At 63.7% G+C, this 19,697-nt stretch carries 14 protein-coding genes; 7 read left to right on the top strand and 7 right to left on the bottom strand.

From position 1 onward, the window contains the following. Position 1 precedes the first annotated feature (1 nt). Complete coding sequence (locus LGQ10_RS09525; RefSeq protein WP_058436144.1) at positions 2 to 661, bottom strand: GntR family transcriptional regulator; 660 nt, start codon at positions 659 to 661, stop codon at positions 2 to 4. Positions 662 to 972: 311 nt separating this feature from the next. Here LGQ10_RS09525 and xdhA point away from each other — a divergent pair, with 311 nt between their 5' ends. From xdhA to LGQ10_RS09550, 5 genes are all read left to right on the top strand, one after another. Beyond that, positions 973 to 2,427: a xanthine dehydrogenase small subunit gene (gene xdhA, locus LGQ10_RS09530; RefSeq protein ID WP_226525404.1), complete on the top strand. Its 1,455-nt coding sequence runs from the start codon at positions 973 to 975 to the stop codon at positions 2,425 to 2,427. Then, complete coding sequence (gene xdhB, locus LGQ10_RS09535; protein WP_058436146.1) at positions 2,420 to 4,819, top strand: xanthine dehydrogenase molybdopterin binding subunit; 2,400 nt, start codon at positions 2,420 to 2,422, stop codon at positions 4,817 to 4,819. The genes xdhA and xdhB overlap by 8 nt, the downstream gene beginning before the upstream one ends. Before the next feature lie 115 nt (positions 4,820 to 4,934). After that, the gene (xdhC, locus tag LGQ10_RS09540; protein WP_058436147.1) at positions 4,935 to 5,777 is read left to right on the top strand and encodes a xanthine dehydrogenase accessory protein XdhC; all 843 of its coding nucleotides are present in this window, start codon (positions 4,935 to 4,937) and stop codon (positions 5,775 to 5,777) included. A gap of 25 nt (positions 5,778 to 5,802) precedes the next feature. Next, complete coding sequence (guaD, locus tag LGQ10_RS09545) at positions 5,803 to 7,107, top strand: guanine deaminase (RefSeq protein ID WP_226525405.1); 1,305 nt, start codon at positions 5,803 to 5,805, stop codon at positions 7,105 to 7,107. A gap of 402 nt (positions 7,108 to 7,509) precedes the next feature. Further along, on the top strand, positions 7,510 to 7,977 hold the full coding sequence (locus tag LGQ10_RS09550) for an SMI1/KNR4 family protein (protein ID WP_226525406.1): 468 nt from the start codon (positions 7,510 to 7,512) through the stop codon (positions 7,975 to 7,977). A gap of 72 nt (positions 7,978 to 8,049) precedes the next feature. Here the strand turns inward: LGQ10_RS09550 and LGQ10_RS09555 are convergent, their stop codons facing one another. The 3 genes from LGQ10_RS09555 to LGQ10_RS09565 form a co-directional block, all read right to left on the bottom strand. Continuing rightward, the gene (locus LGQ10_RS09555) at positions 8,050 to 8,883 is read right to left on the bottom strand and encodes a hypothetical protein (protein WP_058437479.1); all 834 of its coding nucleotides are present in this window, start codon (positions 8,881 to 8,883) and stop codon (positions 8,050 to 8,052) included. Between the two features lie 139 nt (positions 8,884 to 9,022). Further along, the gene (locus LGQ10_RS09560) at positions 9,023 to 9,973 is read right to left on the bottom strand and encodes a LysR family transcriptional regulator (protein WP_226525407.1); all 951 of its coding nucleotides are present in this window, start codon (positions 9,971 to 9,973) and stop codon (positions 9,023 to 9,025) included. Positions 9,974 to 10,169: 196 nt separating this feature from the next. Next, entirely contained in the window at positions 10,170 to 10,934 is a 765-nt protein-coding gene (locus tag LGQ10_RS09565) for a GntR family transcriptional regulator (RefSeq protein WP_226525408.1), read from the bottom strand. Between the two features lie 313 nt (positions 10,935 to 11,247). Between LGQ10_RS09565 and LGQ10_RS09570 the strand changes: the two genes are divergently transcribed. Continuing rightward, the gene (locus LGQ10_RS09570) at positions 11,248 to 12,438 is read left to right on the top strand and encodes a benzoate/H(+) symporter BenE family transporter (protein WP_058433967.1); all 1,191 of its coding nucleotides are present in this window, start codon (positions 11,248 to 11,250) and stop codon (positions 12,436 to 12,438) included. A gap of 133 nt (positions 12,439 to 12,571) precedes the next feature. On the opposite strand, the gene LGQ10_RS09575 is transcribed toward LGQ10_RS09570, so the two are convergent. Next, a complete protein-coding gene (locus LGQ10_RS09575) occupies positions 12,572 to 12,916 on the bottom strand; it encodes a YggL family protein (RefSeq protein ID WP_226525409.1) in 345 nt (114 codons plus the stop codon). A gap of 234 nt (positions 12,917 to 13,150) precedes the next feature. Between LGQ10_RS09575 and dacB the strand changes: the two genes are divergently transcribed. Then, positions 13,151 to 14,611 carry a D-alanyl-D-alanine carboxypeptidase/D-alanyl-D-alanine-endopeptidase gene (gene dacB / locus LGQ10_RS09580; RefSeq protein ID WP_226525410.1) on the top strand — a complete coding sequence of 487 codons (1,461 nt, stop codon included), beginning with the start codon at positions 13,151 to 13,153 and terminating at the stop codon, positions 14,609 to 14,611. A 43-nt stretch (positions 14,612 to 14,654) separates the two neighbouring features. On the opposite strand, the gene LGQ10_RS09585 is transcribed toward dacB, so the two are convergent. Both LGQ10_RS09585 and rlmKL read right to left on the bottom strand, forming a co-directional pair. Beyond that, positions 14,655 to 17,054 (bottom strand): diguanylate cyclase, encoded by a 2,400-nt coding sequence (locus LGQ10_RS09585; RefSeq protein WP_058433970.1) that lies wholly within the window; start codon positions 17,052 to 17,054, stop codon positions 14,655 to 14,657. 135 nt (positions 17,055 to 17,189) lie between these two features. After that, complete coding sequence (gene rlmKL / locus LGQ10_RS09590; protein ID WP_226525411.1) at positions 17,190 to 19,454, bottom strand: bifunctional 23S rRNA (guanine(2069)-N(7))-methyltransferase RlmK/23S rRNA (guanine(2445)-N(2))-methyltransferase RlmL; 2,265 nt, start codon at positions 19,452 to 19,454, stop codon at positions 17,190 to 17,192. Positions 19,455 to 19,697 lie beyond the last annotated feature (243 nt).

The following is a 19,697-nucleotide window of genomic DNA, read 5'->3' on the forward strand; positions in this document are numbered from 1 at the left end:
TTTACGCATCCGCCAGGGCAGACACCACCAGATCGCTGCTGCGCTGGCCGTAGGCCGTCAGCACCCGACGAATCTGCGCCAGGTCACGGGCCAGCACGGCCGCCAGCAATTGCTCGAACAGCGCCAGGTATTCGCTCATGGATGCCTTGCGCTGGTCCAGCGCCAGGTAATAGGCACGACTCATGGCCGGGTGCAGGTTCTCGACGGTCTCCTGCAGGTACGGGTTGTTGGCGAACGGATAGGCCGCGCGCATGACGCTGAAGCTGTCTTCGACAAAGGCGCGGATATCCTGGCGCTCGTAGGCGCTTTCCAGGCGTTGGCGGATCTGCAGGAACGGCCCCATGTCGCTCTGCTGCTCCCAGCCGCTGGCCACCGAGTTGCCGAGCAGGATGTACATTTCGCTCATCAGGGTGCAAAGGCTGCGGACCTTGTGCTCGGTGAGTTCGGTCACATGGGCGCCGCGGCGCGGCAGGATGGCGATCAGGTGGCGGCGTTCGAGGATCAGCAAGGCTTCGCGAACCGACCCGCGACTGACATTGAGGGCCAAGGTGACCTTCTGTTCCTGAATGCGCTCCCCAGGCTTGAGATCCCCGCGAATGATGCGTTCGGCGAGGTGGTGAGCAATTTGCTCGGCGAGGCTGTCCGGCGCCTTGAACGTCATGGTTTTCCTTCAGAATCTTTTATCGGCACAAGCGGCGAAGTGTAGCGCAATTGATACCCCGTCGCGGAGTGCCACGGCAGCGGAATTTGCCATCAAACCGGCAGATGGGCGGCTATTGGTCGGGTCTGCACGGTCATTGGCAAGTGGCATCCACCCTTGCGCGGGCGGGCGCAGGGATCTTGGTCATACTTGAATTGTTGGGCGGCAAAATTTCTTGACCCCAAGGTCAGAAAATCATTGACCGAAAAGTCAGACATGACTAAATTCGGCTCACGTCGCTTAACAACAATAATGAGTTTGCGAGGCCTTCCGTGATCCAGTTTCTACTCAACCAGGAGCTCCGCAGCGAGCACGCCCTGGACCCGAACCTGACCGTGCTCGACTACCTGCGCGAACACTTGGGCAAACCCGGCACCAAGGAAGGCTGTGCCAGCGGTGACTGCGGCGCCTGCACCGTGGTGGTCGGCGAGCTGCAGGTGGATGCCCGGGGCGGCGAATCCATTCGCTATCGCAGCCTCAATTCCTGCCTGACCTTCGTCTCCTCCCTGCACGGCAAGCAACTGATCAGCATCGAGGGCCTCAAGCACCAGGGCCAGTTGCACAGCGTGCAACAGGCCATGGTCGACTGCCACGGTTCCCAGTGCGGCTTCTGCACCCCGGGTTTCGTCATGTCGCTGTTTGCCCTGCAAAAGAACAGCAGCCAGCCCGACAGCCACAAGGCCCACGAAGCCCTGGCCGGCAATCTGTGCCGCTGCACCGGCTACCGGCCGATTCTCGCCGCCGCCGAACAGGCCTGCTGCGGCAACCGCAACGACCAGTTCGATGCACGCCAGGCCGAGACCATCAGCCGCCTCAAGGCCATCGCCCCCATGGACACCGGCGAACTCAACAGCGGTGACAAACGCTGCCTGGTGCCGCTGACGGTGGCCGACCTGGCCGATCTCTACGATGCCTACCCCCAGGCCCGGCTGCTGGCCGGCGGCACCGACCTGGCCCTGGAAGTGACACAGTTCCACCGAACCCTGCCGGTGATGATCTACGTCGGCAACATCATCGAGATGAAGCGTGTCGAGCACTTCGACGACCGCCTGGAAATCGGCGCGGCCACGGCCCTCACCGATTGCTACGACGCCTTGCGCGGCGAGTACCCGGACTTCGGCGAATTGCTCCAGCGCTTCGCCTCGCTGCAGATCCGCAACCAGGGGACCCTGGGCGGCAACATCGGCAACGCCTCGCCCATCGGCGACTCGCCGCCGCTGCTGATCGCCCTGGGCGCGCAGATCGTCCTGTGCAAGGGCGAAGTACGCCGGACCCTGGCCCTGGAAGACTATTTCATCGACTACCGGGTCACTGCCCGCCAGGACAGCGAGTTCATCGAGAAGATCATCGTGCCCCGGGCCAGCGCCGAACGACTGTTCCGTGCCTACAAGGTCTCCAAGCGCCTGGACGACGACATCTCCGCGGTCTGCGCGGCCTTCAATCTGCAGATTGCCAACGGCGTGGTCCAGCAGGCGCGCATTGCCTTCGGCGGCATGGCGGCGATCCCCAAGCGGGCCAAAAATTGCGAAGCCGCGCTGGTGGATGCGCCCTGGAACCAGGCCACCGTCGAGCGAGCCTGCACCGCCCTCGCCCAGGACTTCACCCCGCTCTCGGATTTTCGCGCGAGCAAGGAATACCGCCTGCTGAGCGCCCAGAACCTGCTGCGCAAATACTTCATCGAACTGCATGCACCGCACATCGAAACCCGGGTGACCGCTCATGTCTAACCAGCACAAGGTCGAGAAGACCCAGGACGAACTCACGGCCCTGTTTCGCCAGGACCTGACCACCGGCGTCGGCCGCAGCGTCAAGCACGACAGCGCCGACAAGCACGTCTGCGGCGAGGCGGTGTACATCGACGACCGACTGGAGTTTCCCAATCAGTTGCATGTCTATGCCCGCCTCTCGGATCGTGCCCACGCCCGGGTCATCAGCATCGATACCGCCCCCTGCTACGCCTTCGATGGCGTGCGCATCGTCATTACCCATGAGGACATTCCCGGCCTCAAGGACATCGGCCCGCTGATGCCCGGCGACCCGTTGCTGGCCATCGACACCGTGCAGTTCGTGGGCCAACCGGTGCTGGCAGTGGCGGCCCGTGACCTGGATACCGCACGCCAGGCCGCCATGGCCGCGCTCATCGAGTACGAGGACCTGGAGCCGGTGCTGGACGTGGTCGAGGCCCTGCGCAAACGCCACTTCGTGCTGGACAGCCACACCCACCAGCGCGGCGATTCGGCCGGCGCCCTGGCCAGCGCCAAGCACCGCATCCAGGGCACCCTGCACATCGGCGGCCAGGAACACTTCTACCTGGAAACCCAGATCTCCTCGGTGATGCCCACCGAGGACGGCGGCATGATCGTCTACTGCTCGACCCAGAACCCCACCGAAGTGCAGAAGCTGGTGGCCGAAGTGCTGGACGTGTCGATGAACAAGATCGTGGTGGACATGCGCCGCATGGGCGGAGGCTTCGGCGGCAAGGAAACCCAGGCCGCCAGCCCGGCCTGCCTGTGCGCGGTCATCGCCCGCCTGACCGGACAACCGACCAAGATGCGCCTGCCCCGGGTCGAGGACATGCTGATGACCGGCAAGCGCCACCCCTTCTACATCGAGTACGACGTGGGCTTCGACGACAACGGCCGGTTGCACGGCATCCAGCTGGAGCTGGCCGGCAACTGCGGCTGCTCGCCGGATCTGTCGGCCTCCATCGTCGACCGGGCGATGTTCCACGCCGACAACTCGTACTACCTGGGCGACGCCACGGTCAACGGCCACCGCTGCAAGACCAACACCGCCTCCAATACCGCCTATCGCGGCTTCGGCGGCCCCCAGGGCATGGTCGCCATCGAGGAGGTGATGGACGCCATCGCCCGCCACCTGCACCTGGACCCGCTGGCGGTACGCAAGGCCAACTACTACGGCAAGACCGAACGCAACGTCACCCACTACTACCAGACCGTCGAGCACAACATGCTCGAGGAGATGACCGCCGAGCTCGAAGCCAGCAGCCAGTATGCCGAGCGCCGTGAAGCGATCCGCCGGTATAACGCCAACAGTCCGATCCTGAAGAAGGGCCTGGCCCTGACCCCGGTGAAATTCGGCATCTCCTTCACCGCCAGCTTCCTCAACCAGGCAGGTGCCCTGATCCACATCTACACCGACGGCAGCATCCACCTGAACCACGGCGGCACCGAGATGGGCCAGGGCTTGAACACCAAGGTGGCCCAGGTGGTAGCCGAGGTGTTCCAGGTCGACATCGACCGGGTGCAGATCACCGCCACCAACACCGACAAGGTGCCCAACACCTCGCCGACCGCCGCCTCCAGCGGCGCCGACCTCAACGGCAAGGCGGCGCAGAACGCGGCGCAGACCATCAAGGATCGCCTGGTGGAATTCGCCGCGCGCAAGTACCAGGTCAGCGAGGAAGACGTGGAGTTCCACAACGGCCATGTACGGGTCCGCGAGCACATCCTGACCTTCGAGGAGCTGATCCAGCAGGCGTATTTCGCCCAGGTGTCGCTGTCCAGCACCGGCTTCTACAAGACCCCGAAGATCTACTACGACCGCGCCCAGGCCCGCGGCCGGCCGTTCTACTACTTCGCCTTCGGTGCGGCCTGCGCCGAGGTGATCGTCGATACCCTGACCGGCGAGTACAAGATGCTGCGCACCGACATCCTGCATGACGTCGGCGCCTCGCTGAACCCGGCCATCGACATCGGCCAGGTCGAGGGCGGCTACATCCAGGGCATGGGCTGGCTGACCACCGAGGAGCTGGTGTGGAACGCCAAGGGCAAACTGGTGACCAACGGCCCGGCCAGCTACAAGATCCCGGCCGTGGCCGACATGCCGGCAGACCTTAGGGTCAAGCTGGTGGAGAACCGCAAGAACCCGGAAGACACGGTGTTCCATTCCAAGGCCGTGGGCGAACCGCCGTTCATGCTCGGCATCGCCGCGTGGTGCGCGATCAAGGACGCGGTGGCCAGCCTCGGTGATTACCGTCACCAGCCGCAGATCGATGCCCCGGCAACGCCGGAGCGAGTGTTGTGGGGCTGCGAGCAGATGCGCCAGCTGAAGGCGGCGAAGGCCGTGGAGAGCGAACCCGAGCTGGCTCCGCTCTAGACCGAGGCACGCCTGTCGCGGGCAAGCTTCGCTCCTGCCTGGATGGCATTTCCCTGTAGGAGCGAGGCGTGCCCGCGATGAGGCCCGACCAGACAACAGCGATGTCGAGGTGAACATGTACAACTGGATCAGTGCCCTCGCCGACCTGCAGACCCGGGGCGAACCCTGCGTGCTGGTGACCATCATCGAGGAGCTTGGCTCCACGCCGCGCAACGCCGGCTCGAAGATGGTGGTCGGTGCCAGCCAGGCCTTCGACACCATTGGTGGCGGCCACCTGGAATACAAGGCCATGCAGATCGCCCGGCAGATGCTCGCCAGCGGCCAGCAGGCCACGCACCTGGAGCGCTTCAGCCTCGGCGCCAGTCTTGGCCAGTGCTGCGGCGGCGCCACGGTGCTGCTGTTCGAGCCCATGGGCCAGGTGCAGGCGCAAATCGCCGTGTTCGGTGCCGGCCATGTCGGCCGCGCTCTGGTACCGTTGCTCGCCAGCCTGCCCTGCCGGGTGCGCTGGATCGACTCGCGCGAACAGGAGTTCCCCGAACGGATTCCCCAGGGCGTGCGCAAGATCGTCAGCGAGGAGCCGGTGGACGAGATCGACGACCTGCCACCTGGCAGCTACTGCATCGTCATGACCCATAATCATCAACTGGATCTGGAGTTGACCGCCGCCCTGCTCAAGCGCAACGATTTCACCTACTTCGGCTTGATCGGCTCGAAGACCAAACGAGTGAAGTTCGAGCACCGCCTGCGTGATCGCGGTTTCGATGCCGCCACCGTTCAACGCATGCGTTGCCCGATGGGGCTGGGCGAGGTCAAGGGCAAGCTGCCCGTGGAAATCGCCATCTCCATCGCCGGTGAGATCATCGCCACCTACAACGCTCATTTCGGCCAACCCAGCGTTACTGCCGAACCCATTGCCCAGCTGCTGCCGGTCTCGCGCCGCAGCCAAGCGTCGAACTGACACAGCCACACACTTGAGAATGACCATGTCCCTGACTCGCAAAGCCTACCGCGCCGCCATCCTGCACAGCATCGCCGACCCGGCGCAGGTTGGCATCGAAGCCTCCTATGAGTACTTCGAAGACGGCCTGCTGGTGGTCGAGAATGGCCGGATCAGTGCCCTCGGCCATGCCGGCGAACTGCTCCCGAGCCTGCCCGCCGACGTACCGGTCAACCATTACCCCGATGCCCTGATCACCCCGGGCTTCATCGACACCCATATCCACCTGCCCCAGACCGGCATGGTCGGCGCCTACGGCGAACAGTTGCTCGATTGGCTGAACACCTACACCTTCCCCTGCGAGAGCCAGTTCGCCGATCAGGCCCACGCCGACGAAGTGGCAGACATCTTCATCAAGGAGTTGCTGCGCAACGGCACCACCACTGCCCTGGTATTCGGCAGCGTCCACCCGCAGTCGGTCAACGCCTTCTTCGCCGCCGCGCAGAAGCTCGACCTGCGGATGATCGCCGGCAAGGTGATGATGGACCGCAACGCCCCGGACTACCTGACCGACACCGCCGAATCCAGCTACCAGGACAGCAAGGCGCTGATCGAGCGCTGGCACGGCAAGGGCCGCCTGCACTACGCAGTGACCCCGCGCTTCGCCCCCACCAGTACCGAGCAGCAGCTGACCCTGGCCGGCCAACTGCTCAAGGAATATCCCGACCTTTACATGCAGACCCACATCAGTGAAAACCTGCAGGAGATCGAGTGGGTCAAGGAGCTGTTCCCGGAGCGCAAGGGCTACCTGGACGTCTATGACCACTATCAGTTGCTGGGCGAGCGCTCGGTGTTCGCCCATGGCGTGCACCTGTGCGACGACGAGTGCGCGCGCCTGGCCGAAACCGGCTCGGCCGTGGCCTTCTGCCCGACCTCGAACTTCTTCCTCGGCAGCGGCCTGTTCAACCTGCCGATGGCCGAAAAGCACCAGCTCAACGTTGGCCTGGGCACCGATATCGGCGCCGGCACCAGCTTCTCGCTGCTCAACACGCTCAACGAAGCCTACAAGGTCATGCAGTTGCAAGGCGCACGCCTGAGCCCGTTCAAGTCCCTGTACCTGGCCACCCTCGGCGGCGCCCGGGCCCTGCGCCTGGAAGAACGGATCGGTACCCTGCACCCTGGTAGCGATGCCGACTTCCTGGTACTGGACTACAACGCCACCCCGCTGCTGAGCTACCGCCTCAAGCAGGCCAACAACATCGCCGAAACCCTGTTCGTGCTGATGACCCTGGGCGACGACCGCACCGTCCTGCAGACCTACGCCGCCGGCCAGCAAGTGCACCAGCGCTGATCGCCCCGGCACCAGGGATCCCCCGCTCGACATGGGTCGGCCGGGGGATTTTTCATGGCGCCGCCGCCAGCCGCGAACGATCACGCCAGTGCCGTGCAAAGAGCTCACGCGGATGGGCTCGCGCTGCGTATCATCTGCCGCTTCGCCCGGGCCGCTCTGCCCGTAATGCCGTGCAGTTAAGGAAATGGTAGGAGCGAGGCTTGCCCGCGATGGACTTCAGAGCGCTGCGTTTATCCAGTAAACACGCGCTAACGTTAACGACCATCGCGAGAAATCGAACGTCGACCGGCTGCTCCTACAGGGAATCACCTCGCTTGACTGAACAGCATTACGCTCTGCCCCGGGCCCCATGGAGCAACAGGGAGTGCCGCCGCAGGCCACCCCCGAACGGGAAGAAAGAACATGAGAGAGCTATCCGAGCTGGGCATCTACTACCAGAACTGCGTCATCGAACGGCCCGTCCCGAGCCTGGATGAAATCGCCGAATTCCAGGCCAGGCACGGCGTCACGCTGCCCGAGGACTATGTGAAGTTCCTGCGCACCGTCAATGGCGGCGCGCCCACGCTGAACTTCTTTGAAAGCGACGATGCCGAGTTCGCCATCGAGGCCTTTCACTACCTGGCCCTGCAAAGCGATGCAAATGACTGCTACAGCATCGCCGTGGCTTCCGAGTGGCCTTCTGAAGAACTGGGCAGGCAGGTGATCGCCATCGCCGGGGACGGCAGCGGCGACCAGCTCATCATCGATCCGAGCCTGGGCCCCGAGGTGCGCCTGTGGCGACACGACGACGGTAGCCAGCCGGAGATTCTCGCCCCTCGCTTCGAGGCGCTGCTGGCCGACCTCAAGCCCGACCCGCAAGACGACGAGTGAAGCACCGGTGAGGCCCTGGCCGGCGATGGCGACTGAGCCCCCGGGACCGCGGTTCCAGGGGTACCGGGCTTGCTAGAAGGTCACTTCCAGGTTCAGGGTTGGCGCTGATGTACGAGTACCACGGCCGCCATCGACGCCGAACTTGTTATGCCAGTACTCGTAGCCGACGCCGAGATAGAGGTTGGGCTTGACGTTCTTGCCCGGCAGCACGGCAACCATCAGCGAGGTGCGCATCAGGGTTTCCGGGGCCGTGTCGCGGTCGTTGTAGTCATGGCCCTTTTCCCCGGTGTAGTTGACGAACCCCTGGAACTTCGCGGCATGGCTGCCGACCTCGAACGGCCGCATCCAGGCGAGGTTGAGCAGGTAGGTATCATCGAAGGTGTGGTCCGGGTCCTTCGCCCCCGGGATCCCCGAATGGTTGTTTTCCTTGTAGTACAACAGGCTCAGGTCGAGCACGCCGACGGTGTTGAACTTCAGGGTCGGGCCGAACACCAGGGCACGCTTCTTCGCCGACCCCAGGTTGTTGTTGCGACTGGCATCGAACCCCAGGGTCAGGGCGTAGTCCTTGATCAGGCCAGTACCCAGGGGGGTATCCAGCACTCGGGAAGCGAACAGCTGGTGGCGATAGACCCCGTAGACCTCGCTGCTGCCCTTGTGGGTGCCTTTGCGCGGATCGTCGTTGTCGGAGAGCAGCACGTCCAGGTGCAGGTAGTTGCTGCCGTACTGGTAGCCGCTGGCGTGGGTGAAGCTGTAGATGCGCTTGCTGATGGAATGCGGGTTGTTGGGAGTGGTGAATGCCTTGCCGTAGCGAAAGCCGACGCTGTTGTTCATCCATTCCAGGGCGGACGCTTGTTGCGCTCCGATCAAGGTCATCAGCAGGGTCGCGCCTTGTAGTGCCTTTTTCATTTTTATTATGTCCTGTGGCTGATGGCAGCTTCGCTGGCTGCCGACCGGCGCAGTATCGACACAAGCGCCACGGGGCCCAAAGCACAGAATATCGCCCGGTGCGCTGCCGAAATGGCAGCACCTGCCGCCAACGCCTGAGTCAGAGCATCGGCTGGGAGGCAGTGCGCTCGACGCGCTGGCGAACACCGATCTCTTCATCAAGCAAGTGCGCCAGTGCCTCCACCGCCCCGGGCAAGTCCCGACCGGTGCGGGCGTAGAGCCCCAGGTCACTGTAGATACCGCCCTGGTCGCTCAACGGAACATGCACCAACTCTCCCTTGTCCAGGTCTTCCTCGATCCCGACCCGGGTCTGGAAAGCCACGCCCAGGCCATGGCGGGCCATCTGCCGGGCCAGTTCCATGGAGTTGCTCTGCAACGGTGGCTTGTCCAGCAGGCCCAGGCGCTTGTGCAGGGGCGCCAGCAAGTGGTGGATCGACAGCTCGCTCTTGGCCAGGATCAAGCCGTGCTCGGCGCAGGTGGCGAAGTTGACACTGCCGCGATCGGCCAGGGGATGTTCGGGACTGACCAGCGCCCCCAGGCGAAAATGACCGACACTCAGTTGCCGGATCTCCGGCGCCCTGGGCAAGGCGAACGCCAGGCCCAGGTCAGCCTGGTTGTTGACCAGCGCCTGGGGAATCGCTTGCGAACCCTGCACCGTGACACCGATGGTCACCTGGGGATAGAGCTCGCGCATGCGCTTGAGCACCACGGGCAGCAGGCCGGCAGTGGCACCTTCCACCGTGGCGATTTCCACGTGGCCACTCTTGAGCCCACGCAGGGCATCGAGCTCCAGGCGCATTCGCTCCAGGTCGTGCAGCACCAGGCTGACATGGCGACTGAACGCCTCCCCGGCCAGGGTCAGGCGCAAGCCACCGGGCAAGCGCTCGAACAACGGTGCACCGATTTCATCTTCGATCTTGAGCACCTGGCGGTTCACCGCCGAGGACGCGACATTCAATCGCCGGGCCGCTTCACGGATCGAGCGGCAGCGCCGCACCATGTCGAAGTAGTGGATTGCACTGGAATGGATACGCAGGCTTCTGCCGCTCATGCCTTGGACTCCCTGGGCAGGACGAAAGGCCATCCGAGCGAGCCAAGGGCCGATGGAGAGCCTTGAAGGCACGACTGTATACAATAAATATAAAAAACCGAAACAATTTACCCATCACATAGCAGTCCGGGCGCCAAACAAAAATCCCCCGCACCATGGACCATGGAACGGGGGATTGGCCGTGCGTGACGCCGCCTTACAACTTGGCGCTCGAGCGGCCCGGCTTCCTGGTCTGCAGCAGGTGCGAGAACACGGCGTGCAGGTCGTCCGAGGCACTTTCCTCGTCGAGATTGAGCTTGCTGTCGATGTGATCCATGTGATGCATCATCAGGTTCACCGCCAGCTCGGCGTCCCGAGCCTCGATGGCATCGATCAGCTGGGTGTGCTCGTCGTAGGAGCAATGGGAACGGTTGCCGCTTTCGTACTGGGCAATGATCAGCGAAGTCTGGGACACCAGGCTGCGCTGGAAGCTGATCAGCGGAGCATTCCTGGCCGCCTCCGCCAGCTTCAGGTGGAATTCCCCGGAGAGGCGGATGCCGGCGCCACGGTCTCCACGGGAAAAGCTGTCGCGCTCTTCGTTGACCATCTGCCGCAACTCCAGCAACTGCTCCGCCGATGCGTGCTGCACCGCCAGCTCGGTGATGGCCCGCTCCACCAGACGTCGGGCGAGGAATACCTGGCGCGCCTCCTCGACACTCGGGCTGGCCACCACCGCGCCCCGGTTGGGACGCAGCAGGACCACGCCTTCATGAGCCAGGCGCGACAGGGCACGACGGATGATGGTACGGCTGACCCCGAAAATCTCCCCCAGAGCCTCTTCGCTCAACTTGGTGCCGGGCGCCAGGCGCTGCTCGAGAATGGCCTCGAAGATATGCGCGTAGACGATATCGTCCTGGGTTCCGCTGCGACCGGCCTTGCCGGCTCGCGGTTGTTTCTTCAGGGGTTGCAACTGTTCGTTCATGGGCACTCGGGTCGGGAGGACTGCGGCGATTTCAGCGTGACTTTAATACGCCACGGTGGGTCGCTGGCAAGTATCGCGTTAAAACAGGTGAACATTGTACACAACCCTTGGAACTGATCAGTAAAAAGTGTGCGTGTCCCCCCACTGTCCCCCGACTGTACGGCTGTTTGCAGGCCCGGCTGTATGGCAATGCCCTGCGTCGTTTACGTTTAGGCTTGCCTCCTGGACCCTTCGCCATTGCATTGCCCCTGTGCGGCTCGCGCCATGGGGCGGCCGAGTCCGTCGCGTTTTTCAAGAACAAGGAATCCCCGCAATGTCCGATGCCACTCCCGCGCGGTTGCGCCCCCTGGCCGACACTTCACCCTCGGCCATCGTTGCCGGTTTTATCGCCATGATGACTGGCTACACCAGCTCCCTGGTGCTGATGTTCCAGGCCGGCCAGGCCGCCGGCCTGAGCAGCGGCCAGATCTCCTCGTGGATCTGGGCCCTGTCCATCGGCATGGCGATCTGCAGCATCGGCCTGTCCTTGCGCTATCGCACCCCCATCACCATCGCCTGGTCGACCCCGGGTGCCGCGCTGCTGATCACCAGCCTGGGCGGAGTGACCTACGGCGAGGCGATCGGCGCCTACATCACCTGCGCGGTGCTGGTCATCGTCTGCGGGCTTACCGGCAGCTTCGAGCGCCTGGTGAAAAAGATCCCGGCCTCCCTGGCCGCAGCGCTGCTGGCGGGAATCCTGTTCAAGATCGGCAGCGAGATCTTCGTCGCCGCCCAGCATCGCACCGCCCTGGTGCTGGGCATGTTCTTCACCTACCTGGTGGTCAAGCGCCTGTCACCCCGTTATGCGGTCCTGGCGGCCCTGCTGATTGGCACCGCCCTCTCGGGAATGATGGGCCTGCTGGACTTCAGCGGCTTCAAGCTGGAAGTGGCGACACCGGTCTGGACCACTCCGCAGTTTTCCCTGGCAGCCACCATCAGCATTGGCATCCCGCTGTTCGTGGTCGCCATGACCTCGCAAAACATGCCCGGGGTCGCCGTGCTGCGGGCCGATGGCTACAACGTGCCCGCCTCGCCGCTGATCACCGCCACCGGGCTGGGCTCGTTGCTGCTGGCGCCCTTCGGTTCCCACGGCATCAACCTGGCGGCCATCAGCGCAGCGATCTGCACCGGTCCCCATGCCCATGAGGACCACGGCAAGCGCTACACCGCGGCCGTATGGTGCGGGATTTTCTACGGCATCGCCGGGACCTTCGGAGCCACCCTCGCCGCGCTGTTCGCCGCCCTGCCCAAGGAACTGGTGCTGTCCATCGCGGCGCTGGCGCTGTTCGGCTCGATCATCAATGGCCTGACCATTGCCATGAGCGAGAGCAAGGAGCGCGAGGCCGCGCTGATCACCTTCATGGTCACCGCATCCGGGTTGACCCTGTTCTCGGTGGGCTCGGCATTCTGGGGCATTGTCGCCGGCGTGCTGACCCTGATGATCCTCAACTGGCGCAGCGCCTGAACCGTTGCGCCGGCCACGGCAAAACCCGGGACAAGCCCGAGGCAGGAACAACAATCAACAGGAGGAAAAAATAGACAGGTTGCCCTGAGGCAACAACGCGTGGACGACCCGGACGGGTCGTCCATGCATGACATCACGCGGTCGGGTTGATCGCGTTGTCCGGGTACCACACGTCCAGCAGCGGGCTGACTTCGACGCTGGTCAGCTCGGTGCGAGCCTTGAGCCAGGCTTCAACGGTTGCACGCTGCCCTTCGCTGACGGAACCGCGCTTGCTCAGGCAAACCAGGCCGAAGTCGTCACCGCCCACGTAACCCAGACCGTTGGCTTCCATCGCTTCTTTGAGGAATGCGTCGAGGAAAGCGTCAATGGCTTCGTCGGACAGATCTTCTTTGAAATCCAGGTTCAGCTCAAAACCCAGCTCCTGGAATTCATCTACGCAGAGTTTTTTGCGCAGACGGCGGGAACGGTTAGTGGCCATGGAACAATCCTCATAAGTAATAACGGGCGGCACTTTACCAGTTTAGCCAGGTGATTGCCTGACTCTATGAGGACACCGGTCAGCCATTGGCAAAAAAAATACCCCCGTGGCCGACCGTGGCACGGCACAAGCCGCTATACCTTGGGGCATAATGCCGACACTTTCATGACCACTGAGGGATTTTCGCTTGCACCCCTCACCTTTTTCCCCCTCGACTGCAGGGTTCCATTTCCTATGATCAAATCGTTGCGTCCTCTTTTGCTCGCCAGTGTCTTCCTGCCCCTGGCATTCCAGGCCTCCGCCGCCCCGATCAACACCACCCTGACCCCCAAGGTCCAGCAAGCCCTCAAGGCCGCCAAGCTGCAGAACAATGCCTTGTCCCTGGTGATGCTGCCCCTCAACGGTCCCGGCACCCCGACCATCTTCAACGCCGATGTCTCGGTCAACCCGGCCTCCACCATGAAGCTGGTGACCACCTACGCGGCCCTGGAAATGCTGGGACCGACCCACCAGTGGAAGACCGAGTTCTATACCGACGGCACCCTCAGCGGCGGCATCCTCAACGGCAACCTGTACCTCAAGGGCGGCGGCGATCCCAAGCTGAACATGGAGAAGCTCTGGCTGCTGATGCGCGACCTGCGGGCCAATGGCGTACAGCAGGTCACGGGCGACCTGGTACTGGACCGCAACTTCTTCGTGCAACCGCAACTGCCGGAGTTCAATGACGATGGCAACGACGAGAACAAGCCGTTCCTGGTCAAGCCTGACTCGCTGATGGTCAACCTCAAGGCCCTGCGTTTTGTCGCCCGCAACGATTCCGGACGCGTCCTGGTCTCGGTGGAACCCCCCATTGCCAAGATCCGCATCGACAACCAGGTCAAGGCCATCAACGGCAAGCAGTGCACGGGCGATGTGCGCTACAACCCGGTGACCCAGGCCGATGGCAGCGTGGTCGTCACCGTCGGCGGCCAGTTGGGCGATGGCTGCAGCTCACAGACCTACCTGTCGCTGCTGGACCACGCCACCTACACCGCCGGTGCGGTACGGGCGATCTGGAGCGAACTGGGCGGCAGCATCCAGGGCAAGGATCGCCTCGCCGTGGTGCCCAAGGATGCCAAGGTCCTGGCCCGGGCGTTCTCGCCGGACCTGGCGGAGATCATCCGCGACATCAACAAGTACAGTAACAACACCATGGCCCAGCAGCTGTTTCTGAGCCTGGGCGCCAAGTACCGCAACGAAGCCGACGGCGACGACGCCAAGGCAGCGCAACGCGTGGTCCGCCAGTGGCTGGCGAAAAAAGGCATCACCTCGCCGCACCTGGTGATGGAGAACGGTTCAGGGCTGTCGCGTGCCGAGCGCGTCAGCGCCCGGGAGATGGCCGGCCTGTTGCAGGCCGCCTGGAAAAGCCCGTACGCCGCCGAGTTCATCAGTTCGATGCCGATCGCCGGCATGGACGGCACTATGCGCAAGCGCCTCAAGCGCACGGCCATGTCCGGTGAAGCCCACATCAAGACCGGCACCTTGAACACGGTCCGTGCCATCGCCGGCTACAGCCGCGACGACAACGGCAATACCTGGGCAGTGGTGGCGATTCTCAACGATCCACAACCCTTCGGCGCGTCCTCCGTATTGGACCAGGTCCTGCTGGACCTGTACCGCCAGCCCAAGCTGGCCAACAGCGCCTCGGCGCTGTAAGCCCGGCACGAACGGTGGCGTCACGACACGCCACCGTTCGTGCTCAAGCCTGCTCGGGCTCTACCCGATCGCGCCCGGCCTGCTTGGCCGCATAGACGCCCGAATCGGCCCGCAGCAACAAGCCATCCGCCCCTTCGCCCTCACGCCAGCTGGCAATGCCGAAACTGGCGGTGACAATCCCTACCTGCTCGATCGACGCACTGCGCAGGCCCTGCCACAGTTCCTGGGCCAGGATCAGCGCCTGTCGGCCGCTGGTGCCGGGACACAGGATCATGAATTCCTCGCCCCCCAGGCGGCAGAACACATCGGTACGTCGCAGGCGTCGACCGATGCGCTCGCATACGCCACGCAGCACCTGATCGCCCACGGCATGGCCGTACTGATCGTTGATCCGCTTGAAGTGGTCGATGTCCAGCATGATCACCGCCATCTCCCCGCCGCTGCGCTCCAGGCGCTGCATTTCATGCTGCAACTGTTCCTGGAAATACCGTCGGTTGTGAATCCCGGTCAGGGCGTCGGTGACCGATAGGGCGCGCAGTTCCTCCTCGACCCGCTTGAGGTCGGAGATGTCCGAGATATAGCCGTGCCACAATACCCCGCCACCGGGCAGGCTTTCCGGGCTCGCGGCGCCACGCATCCAGCGCAGACCGCGCTCCGGCAGGCAGACCCGGTACTCCTCGCGCCACGGGCTCAGATCTTGTGCCGACAGCGCTATCGACTCCCTCACCCGTTCCACATCTTCGGGATGAATGCGCTCGAACGCTGGCGCTGCATCCTGTTGCAATTGCTGCGGATCGATCTCGTAGACCTCGCGGATGCCATCGCTGGCATAGGTGAAGCTGGAGTGCCCCTCGGCATCCAGCTTGAACTGATAGATCCCGCCTGGAACGTGGGCACTGAGTCGCTTGAGCAGCCGATCACGGGCTGCCAGGGCCTCGTGCACTCGCTTGCGCTCGGTGATGTCGATGCAGATCGCCAGGTGGCCGATCCACAAGCCCTGGTCGTCCAGCACCGGGGTTGCCAGCATGTTCACCGGCAGATGGCTGCCATCGCGACGTACCAGGGTCCACTCCCGGGTTTCATGACCGCCCACCATGCCCTCTTCCACCAGCATCGCCTGGGACACCGGGATCGGCTTGCCGTAGCGCTGGCTGAGGCTCTGGGCCCAGCTCTCGAGTTCCTCGGGCAGGTGCAGGCTTTCGAGGGTCAGCAGGCCCACGACTTCACTGTTGCTATAGCCGAGCATCTGCTCGGCCCCGGCATTGAAGGTGGTAATCACCCCTCGCAAGTCGGTGGCGATGATTGCCACCTGGGTCGCGGCATTGAGCACGCTACGCAGCTGGCTGTGGGTGCCGCGCAGCTCGTGCTCGCGGCTGCGCAACTCGGCGGTGCGCTGCTCCACCAGGGTCAGGGCCCGCTGCCGCTGGCTCACCAGTACATAAAGCAACGCACTGAGCAACAGGCTGAGCAGGCCGCCGAGGATCACCAGGCTGTTCAGGGAAGAATGATTGGCCTGCAGGAAGGCCGCGCCGGGGCGGATATCCACCTGGTAATCGCGATCTGCCAGGCGCAACAGGCGGCTAGCGGTCAGATGGCTGCTGATCGGCGGATTGTTCGACTCGTAGAGCACCTCATGCCGGCCCTCGCTGGACAGGTCGAGGATGCGCACCGAGAGATTGTCGCTGGCCGGCATCGGCAGCCCGTCGGCCACCAGTTGCCGCAGGCTGATCACCGCCAGCACGTACCCGTCGGGCCGCGACTGCTCCTGGCCATTGTGCGCCGCACGCCGGACCGGCGCGGCCAGCACCACGCCCCGGGCATAGGCCGGATCGACCGCCACCAGGTGCACCGGTGGTGAAACCGCCATGCCGTCCAGCGCCCCGGCGCGCTCCAGGGTCGCCCGGCGCAGGGGGTGGGCCAGCAGGTCATAGCCAAGCGGCGAGCCCATGGGGCTCTGGGTCTGGCTGTAGAGCACCGGGGCATAGCTCTCGTGCTCGCCGGCCGGCTCCATCTGCCCGGCGGTATTGAGTTGCAGGATGGAAAAACCCGCCACGCCCTGGTCCCGTACCGACTGCTCGAAGGCCGGACGCTGGTCACGACTGATCAGCGGCGCCCAGGCATAGGCCTGGGTACGACGCAACAGAGGCTTGGCATAACCATCGAAGTCCTGGCGAGTCACCAGGTCGGAGTTGACGAAGAATCGACGCAGGCCATCCAGGCGTTGCTCCTGGTCCTGGAAGCGCTCCTCGATCCGGCTGTAGCGCTCGCTGGCCAGCAACTGGAAGCGCTGGCGCAGTTGCTGCTTGTTGACGCTATAGGTGGACCAGGCCAGGAGCCCGGTCAGGATAGCGCCCGCCAGCAGCACCAACAGGGCCACCAGCCAGGCGGAAACTTCTTCACTGATGAAACCCAGGATTTTCGGGCGTACCACATGCAACGGCATAAGTAGAACTCATCACGCCAGCGAGTTTGGGTGTCATTCGAACGTGCTGAGAGTTATAGCCATTAGCCATTAATTTGACCAGCATCAAGCCACTCCGAGACCTGAAAAATCAGGCCCCGGGGACTTGTCGAGCCTTCAGCGGACGCTGATCTTCCAGGCGCGGTGGATTTTGCCATTGCGGGCGAAGTCCGGGTCGATGGTGCTCGCCGTGATCTCCTCGACCTGATATCGCGCGGCGAGGTTTTCATCCAGCTGGAACTTGCGGAAGTTGTTGGAGAAATACAGCACGCCGCCGGGCGCCAGGCGCGCCATGGCCAGGTCGAGCAATTGCACCTGGTCACGCTGCACGTCGAACACACCTTCCATGCGCTTGGAGTTGGAGAAGGTCGGCGGGTCGATGAAGATCAGGTCGAACTCATCGCGGCAGGTCTCCAGCCAGGCCATCACATCGCCCTGCTCCAGGCGGTTCTTGTCGGAAAAACCATTGAGCGAGAAGTTGCGACGCGCCCAGTCCAGGTAGGTTTTCGACAGGTCGACGCTGGTGGTGCTGCGGGCTCCGCCCTTGGCCGCGTGCACACTGGCGGTCGCGGTGTAGCAGAACAGGTTGAGGAAGCGCTTGCCCGCCGCCTCCTTCTGGATGCGCATGCGCATCGGCCGGTGGTCGAGGAACAGCCCGGTATCCAGGTAGTCGGTCAGGTTCACCAGCAGTTTGATCCCGCCTTCGCGAACTTCGGTGAACTGGCCCTGGGCACTCTGGCGTTCGTACTGGCGGGTGCCGCTCTGGCGCTCGCGGCGCTTGATCACCACCCGGCTCTTGTCGACGTTCAGTGCCTGGGGAATCGCCGCCAGGGCATCGAACAGGCGAGCCTGGGCCTTTTCAGGATCCACCGACTTGGGCGCCGCGTATTCCTGAACGTGCACCCAGTCCTGATAGAGGTCGATGGCCAGGGAGTACTCGGGCATGTCGGCATCGTAGACCCGATAGCACTCGACACCTTCACGCCTGGCCCACTTGCCCAGTTGCTTGAGGTTCTTCTGCAGGCGGTTGGCGAACATCTGCCCGCCCTCGCTCAGGCGTGCCTGCTCGACCACCGGCGCCGGAGCCGGAGCCGGCTTGATCGGATTGCCATTCTTGTTGTACTGGCGCACTGGAGGCTCGTCCACCACGGCCAGGGCCTGTTCGCGCTCCAGTTGACGCTGCTCGGGGCTGCGGCGCTCGCCCGTGACGAACTGGTCGGGCAGCACCTTGATCAGCAGCAGCTTGCAAGGCAAGGCGCCGTTCCAGAACGAGTATTGCTTGTGGCTGCGAATCCCCATGCGCTTGCCCAGGTCCGGGGCACCGGTGAAGACCGCTGCTTCCCAGTTCAGGCAGGCCTGGCGCAGGCGCTCGCCGAGGTTCTGGTAGAGGTACAGCAGGCTGGCTTCGTCACCCAGGCGCTCGCCGTAGGGTGGGTTGCAGATCACCAGGCCTTTCTGGTTCTGGTCCGGGCGCGGCTCGAACGTCGCCACTTCACCCTGGTAGATCTTGATCCAGTCGCTCAGGCCGGCACGCTCGACGTTGTTGCGGCCCGGCTGGATCAGGCGCGGATCGGCTTCATAACCGCGAATCCACAGCGGCGGCTTGGCCAGGCCAGCCTGGGCCCGGGCCTGGGCCTCTTCGTGCAGCTTGCGCCACAGCGCCGGGACATGCCCGAGCCAGGCGGTGAAACCCCATTGTTCGCGCTTGAGGTTGGGAGCGATATCCGCGGCGATCATCGCCGCCTCCACCAGGAAGGTCCCGACCCCGCACATCGGGTCGGCCAGGGCGCCGCCGTCGGCAGCGATGCGAGGCCAGCCGGAACGGATCAGGATGGCCGCCGCGAGGTTTTCCTTCAGCGGCGCGGCGCCCTGCTGCAGGCGATAACCGCGCTGGTGCAGGCTATGGCCGGACAGGTCCAGGGAGAGGATGGCTTCGCCGCGGTCCAGGCGCAGATGGATGCGCAAGTCCGGGTTGAGCTTGTCGATGGACGGACGCTCGCCGGTGGGCGTGCGCAGTTTGTCGACGATGGCATCCTTGACCTTCAAGGCGCCGAAATGGGTGTTGTCGATGCCCGAACCATGGCCGCTGAATTCCACCGCCAGGGTGCCGTCTGCCAGCATGTGGTCCTGCCAGTCGACGTCCAGCACGCCGTGATAGAGGTCGTCGGCGCTCTTCATCGGGAAACGCTTGAGTACCAGCAATACCCGGTTGGCCAGGCGCGACCACAGGCACAGCCGATAGGCCGTCTCCATGTCGGCCATGCCGCGTACGGCGGAGGTGTGTTCACGCGCTTGCTCAAGGCCAAGCCCGACGGCTTCCTCGATCAGCAGGCCTTCGAGGCCTTTGGGGCAAGTGAGGAAGAGTTCGTAACGATCCGACATGGGAATACCAGGGCCTTAGGCAAATAAGTGAACGGACAACGCATTGTCCGCCCGGTTTTTAGTCAAGCGCTTTTCTTCAAGAGCGCTCGTGTGGCACGAAACCGTGCCGTCCCACCCCGGCAAGCAGGCTTTCTTGCAGGACAAAAAAGCTTGGAGTCCGGGACAGATGAAAAGTCAGGGCAACAAAATGACATAAGTCGACCCTTCGTCGAATAGTAGTTGAGTGCAACCGCTCGACATTCT

The sequence above is a fragment of the Pseudomonas sp. L5B5 genome, assembly GCF_020520285.1.
Lineage (GTDB): Bacteria > Pseudomonadota > Gammaproteobacteria > Pseudomonadales > Pseudomonadaceae > Aquipseudomonas.